2 protein-coding genes are annotated in these 5,897 nt (G+C 71.7%); both read right to left on the bottom strand.

All coding sequences use genetic code 11. From position 1 onward, the window contains the following. Nucleotides 1–132: 132 nt before the first annotated feature. Nucleotides 133–4,194 carry a SpaA isopeptide-forming pilin-related protein gene (locus tag J0670_RS39540; protein ID WP_243437601.1) on the bottom strand — a complete coding sequence of 1,354 codons (4,062 nt, stop codon included), beginning with the start codon at nucleotides 4,192–4,194 and terminating at the stop codon, nucleotides 133–135. Nucleotides 4,195–4,398: 204 nt separating this feature from the next. Continuing rightward, nucleotides 4,399–5,880: an alpha/beta hydrolase gene (locus J0670_RS27515; protein ID WP_207814399.1), complete on the bottom strand. Its 1,482-nt coding sequence runs from the start codon at nucleotides 5,878–5,880 to the stop codon at nucleotides 4,399–4,401. Between the last annotated feature and the right edge of the window lie 17 nt (nucleotides 5,881–5,897).

Below are 5,897 nucleotides of genomic sequence, written 5' to 3'. Positions count from 1 at the left end.
ACTTCGCCCAGGCGCTCGGCCTGGACTGACCCTCGGCGTCAGCACAACGCACTTGGCCGGAGGAGCCATTGTCGGCTCCTCCGGCCAAGTGGTCACGTCAGGCGGCTCATCCGCCCCTGCTGAAGCGCTCTGTCAGACGCGCTCCTCGTGGGTGCCCCACTCGTGGCCCGGCTCGCACGGCTCCGGCGGGCACGGGGTGGGCGGGCACGGCTCCGGCGGGCACTTCTTGTCCTTGACCGTGATCGCCGCGTTCGGGCAGTCCTTGGTCAGCTCGACCGTGCTCACCGCGTGCTTCGGCAGCTCGTAACCCCCCGGTGCCGAGACCTCCTGCCAGTAGTAGGTACCCAGCGGGAGGTTGTCCGCGGAGCAGACGCCGTCCGCCCCGGTGGTGCAGGGCGCACCCACCTTGGTGTCCGGGTTCGACCCGTCGGTCTGGAGCCCGGGGACACCGTTGGTCTCGTGCCACAACTGGAACACCGCACCGGCCAGCGGCTTGCCGGTCTCGGCGTCGACCTTGGTCACGCTGGTCGAACCGGTCTGCGTGGTCTTCTTGGTGTCCTTCACGGTGACCGGGACGTTCTGCCCGTTGGTGCCGAGCACCACCGTCGTCACCGCGGACGCGGGCAGCTCGTAACCGGGAGGCGCGGAGACCTCCTGCCAGTAGTACGTCCCCAGCGGGAGCTGAGCGGCGGAGCAGACACCGTCCGCCCCGGTGGTGCAGGGCGCACCCACCTTGGTGTCCGGGTTCGACCCGCCGGTCTGGAGCCCGGGGACACCGTTGGTCTCGTGCCACAGCTGGAACACCGCACCGGCCAGCGGCTTGCCGGTCTCGGCATCGACCTTGGTCACGCTGGTGGAGCCGGTCGGAACGGTCGCCAGGGTGTCGGCGACGGTCACCGGCACGTTCTGCCCGTTGGTGCCGAGCACCACCGTCGTCACCGCGGGCTGCGGCAGCTCATAGCCGGGAGGAGCGGAGACCTCCTGCCAGTAGTACGTCCCCAGCGGCAGGTCGGCCGCGGAGCAGACACCGTCCGCCCCGGTCGTGCAGGGCGCACCCACCGGAGTGTCCGGGTTCGACCCCGAAGTCTGAAGCCCCGGAACACCGTTCGTCTCCCGCCACAGCTGGAAGACGGCGCCCGCCAGGGTGCGGCCGGTCACGGAGTCGACCTTGGTCACACTGGTCGAACCCGTCGGCACGGCGGACTTGGTGTCGGCGACGGTCACCGGGACGTACTGCCCGTTCGTGTCGAGCACCACCGTCGTCACCGTCGACGCCGGCAGCTCATAGCCGGGAGGAGCGGAGACCTCCTCCCAGTAGTACGTCCCCAGCGGGAGATCGGCCGCGGAGCAGACACCGTCCGCCCCGGTCGTGCAAGGCGCACCCACCTTGGTGTCCGGGTTCGGCCCACCGGTCTGAAGCCCGGGAACACCGTTGCTCTCCTGCCACAACTGGAACACCGCGCCGGCCAGCGTCTGCCCGGTGACCGAGTCCACCTTGGTCACACTGGTCGAAGCCGTCGAAACAGCGGACTTGGTGTCAGCGACAGTGACCGGAACGTTCTGCCCGTTGGTGTCGAGCACCACCGTCGTCACCGTCGACGCCGGCAGCTCGTAGCCGGGAGGCGCCGTGGTCTCCTCCCAGTAGTACGTCCCCAGCGGCAGGTTGTCCGCCGAGCAGACGCCCGTGTCGGGGGTGACGCACGGAGAACCGATGGCCGTGTCGGGGTTGGGTCCGCCGGTCTGAAGGCCGGCAACACCGTTGGTCTCGTGCCACAGCTGGAACACCGCACCCGCCAGCGGCTGCCGCGTGGCCGAGTCGACCTTCGTCACACTGGTCGACGCCGTCGGCACGACGGACTTGGTGTCGGCGACGGTGACGGGGATGTTCTGCCCGTTGGTGTCGAGCACGACGGTCGTCACAGCGGGCTGCGGCAGGTCGTAGCCGGGGGGAGCCGCGGTCTCCTGCCAGTAGTACGTCCCCAGCGGCAGGCCCGCTACGGAGCAGACGCCCGTGGCGGGGGTGGTGCACGGGGAACCGACGGCGGTGTCCGGGTTCGCACCCGAGGTCTGAAGCCCGGGAACGCCGTTGGTCTCCTCCCACAGCTGGAAGACGGCGCCCGCCAGCGGCTGCCCGGTGACGGAGTCGACCTTCGTCACACTGGTCGAACCGGTCGGAGCGATGGTCTGGGTGTCCTCGACGGTCACCGCGACGGTCTGCCCGTTGGTGTCCAGGACGACCGTGGTCACGTTGAGCTCGGGCAGCTCGTAACCGGGGGGTGCGGACACCTCCTGCCAGTAGTACGTGCCCAGCGGCAGATCGCCCGCCGAGCAGACCCCGGAGGTGGGTGTGGTGCACGGCGAACCGACGGCGGTGTCCGGGTTCGCACCCGAAGTCTGAAGCCCGGCAACACCGTTGGTCTCACGCCACAGCTGGAACACCGCACCCGCCAGCGGCTGCCGCGTGGCCGAGTCGACCTTCGTCACACTGGTCGAACCGGTCGGAGCGGCGGCCTTGGCGTCAGCGACGGTGACCGCGACGGTCTGCCCGTTGGTGTCCAGGACAACGGTGGTCACGTTGAGCTCGGGCAGCTCGTAACCGGGGGGCGGCGCGGTCTCCTGCCAGTAGTACGTGCCCAGCGGCAGATCGGTCGCGGAGCAGACACCGGTGGCGGGGGTGACGCACGGAGCGCCGACGGCGGTGTCCGGGTTCCTCCCGGTGGTCTGGAGCCCGGGTTCGCCGTTGGTCTCACGCCACAGCTGGAAGGTGGCACCCGCCAGGGGCTGGTTCGTGGCGGAGTCGACCTTCGTCACGCTGGTGGACGCCGTCTCGACGACCGGGGACTTGGTGTCGGGGACGGTGACCGGGACGCTCTGCCCGTTGGTGTCGAGCACCACCGTCGTCACCGCGGGCCGCGGCAGGTCGTAGCCCGGCGGAGCCTGCGTCTCCTGCCAGTAGTACGTGCCCAGCGGCAGGTCGGTCGTGGAGCAGAGGCCGTCCGCCCCGGTGGTGCAGGGCGCGCCCACCTTGGTGTCCGGGTCAGTTCCCGAGGTCTGGAGCCCGGCGACGCCGTTGGTCTCACGCCACAGCTGGAAGACGGCTCCGGCCAGCGGCTGCCCGGTGACGGAGTCCACCTTGGTCACGCTGGTCGAACCGGTGGGGGCCGGAGGATTGCCGCAGTCCGGGAGGTCGCCGTTGAAGGGGTAGGCGTGGAACTCCGTCCCGGTCATGCCCGAGCCGGAGTTGTGCAGCAGCGAGCCGGTGGTGAAGAACCGTCCGTTCAGACCGGGCAGGTTCATGGTGGAGGTGCTGGCGGGGTTGCCGACCAGCACGCTGCCCTGGAACTGCCCCGATCCCGTGAGGGTGACGGTCGACGCGGTGGGGAAGTTCCACAGGAGGCGCTCGCGCAGCTGGTTCCAGGGATCGGCGTCGTCGAGGCTGCCGCTGTAGGTGTTGATGGTGCGGGCGCCGCCCACGAGGTTGACGAGGATCGTCGCGTTCGCGGGGATGTTGGCGAACGCGACGCCCTGCGCGCCGCCGGTGTTGCTCGCGATGTCGAAGTCGACGTTGAAGACCTGGAGCGCCGAGGTGCCGTCACCGGTGAACAGCGTCTGGAAGCCCTGGTTGACGGCGGTTCCGGTGGCGGGGCGGGGCGTGCCGACCCCGGCGTAGCACTCGCTCGCCGTCTGCAGCTCGCTGCGCAGCGGCCGGTAGGCGGCCACGGCCTGCGCGTCCTGGATCTTCGTGCCGGTGATGGTGCCCGAGGCCGTGCCCGCGTAGCGGACGACGCCCCCCTCGGCGATGAGCGTCTGGCCCCGGGCGATGGTGACGTTGCCGCCGGCGGTGAGGAAGTCGGCGCCGTCCGGCGGGGGGACGCGGGAGCCGACACCGACGATGCCGATGTTGTAGACGGAGCTGGCTCCGGCGGCCTTGTTCTGGTCGAAGTTGCCGAGGGTCACCACGTGCCCCTCGGCCTCGGCGGCCGAACCGCTGACGCTGAAGTCGCCGCCGACGAAGATGTTCACGCCGGCGTCGCGGCCCGCGAAGGGGCCGTTGTTGACGGGTGGGAACGTCGCCGGACAGTCCGCGCCCAGACAGGGCCCGAGACCGCCCGGAAGGCCGGCCGCTTCCGCGGCCGTCGGTGCGACGAGTGACATGCCGAAGGGGACGAGCGTCAGGGCCAGGGCGGAACTCATCGCCCTGCCGAGTCTGCGTCTCCAGGTGACGGCGGTCACCGGATTCTGACTGGGCTTCACCTCAGTCCTTTCACGACGTGAAGACGGTATGGAGCCCTGGAAGTCTTCCGGTCGAAGGACCGAGCTCGTCTGACCGAGCCCTGGTGTCATCTGAACACTGCGTACGGAGCACCCGATCGGCTGCACCCGGCGGTCCGGGCCCGCTCAGCCGGGCAGCCGCCCGGTGAGGAGGAAGGCGGTGAACGGGTCACGGATCCGGGGATCGGTGAAGTCGACGCCGTGCCCGGCGGCGTCGACCGTCACCATGGCGGCCCGGCGGCCGAAGGCCGCGAGGGCCTGCCGGGCGCCGGAGTAGGGGGTCGAGGGGTCGTACCGGTTCTGGAGCAGCAGGATGTCGCGCGGGCCGGTCGGGTTCGGGCGGACCTGGGGCTCCTTGGGCGGGTAGTGCCAGAAGGCGCACGGCCAGACGTTGCCTGACATGCCGTCGGTCAGCGGGTGGCGACGCCGGTCGGCGGCGGTGCGGGCCGCGTAGACGGCGGGGTCGCGCGGCCACGCGGAGTCGTCGCAGACCACGGCATCCTGGGCGGCGAGGAAGTTGTCGGGGATGACCGAGGGGAGGTGGCCGCCGGTGGAGCCTCCCGGTGCCGGCGTCGCCCGGGTCGCGGCCAGCTCCAGGGCGGCGGCCGCCAGCGGGTAGTAGTCCGGCTTGGTCAGCGAGGAGTAGGTGACAGCCCGCAGGCCGGCGCCGTCGAGCGTGCGGCCGTCGGACAGGACGAGGGGCGCACGGTCGAGTTCGGCGGCGAGCCGGAGGTAGGCGGCCCGTACGGCTTCGGGGGTGGCGCCCAGGTGGAGGGCGGCGTCGCGGTCGGCGAGGTAGCGGGCCAGCGCCGGGGAGGTGTCCTCGGCGCCCTCGCTGAACAGGCCGATCGCCTGCTGCTCGCCGCCGGGGGCGACGGTGCTGTCGAGCACCACGTGGTCGGCGCGGGCGGGGAAGAGGCTCGCGTAGACCTGGCCGAGGTAGGTGGCGTACGAGGTGCCCAGGTAGGAGATCCGGCGCAGGCCGAGCGCGGCGCGGATCCGGTCGAGGTCGCGGGCGGAGTTGGCGGTGGTGATGTCGGCGAGGTAGGGGCCGCTCGCGGCCGCGCAGGCGTCGGCGATCCTCCGGGCGTGGGCGAGGTTGGCGGTGATGGAGCCGTCGGCGGCCGGGAAGGGGTAGTTGAGCCGGGCGGCGCGGTCCTCGGCGGGCAGGTCGCAGTGCACGGGGGTGCTGTTGCCGACGCCGCGTTCGTCGAAGCCGATCAGGTCGTAGGAGCGCAGGACGTCCGGCGGCAGGAAGCCGGCGGCCTCCCCGGGGTAGTCGAGGCCGGAGCCGCCCGGCCCGCCGGGGACGACCACGAGGTCGCCGCGCCGGGCGGCCGGATCGGCGGTGCGGATCCGGGAGACGGTCAGCGTGATGGTGCCGGAGCGGGGGTGGTGGTAGTCGCGGGGCACGCGCAGCGTCGCGCACTGCTGGCGCGGATCGCGGGGGAACGGCACGCCGTTCGCGTTGGGCGTCGGCGCCGGGCAGGCGCCCCAGGTGAGGGCGGCCGGCGCGGCTTCGGCGGCCGGCGGGGCGACGACGCCCGGCAGGAGGAGGGAGAGGAGCAGGCCACCGGTCGCAGCCGTGCGGCGCAGGATCGCGGTCATGGCCTGACGCTATGTCG

The organism is Streptomyces sp. FH025 (assembly GCF_017427025.1).
Classification (GTDB): domain Bacteria; phylum Actinomycetota; class Actinomycetes; order Streptomycetales; family Streptomycetaceae; genus Kitasatospora.
Note: the sequence above shows the minus strand (reverse complement) of the source record. Positions and strands in the feature narration are given on the sequence as shown.

Excerpts from the sequence above, each read along its gene's own strand:
- J0670_RS39540 (WP_243437601.1), bottom strand. The coding sequence starts at position 4,194 with ATGAGTTCCGCCCTGGCCCTGACGCTCGTCCCCTTCGGCATGTCACTC.
- J0670_RS27515 (WP_207814399.1), bottom strand. The coding sequence starts at position 5,880 with ATGACCGCGATCCTGCGCCGCACGGCTGCGACCGGTGGCCTGCTCCTC.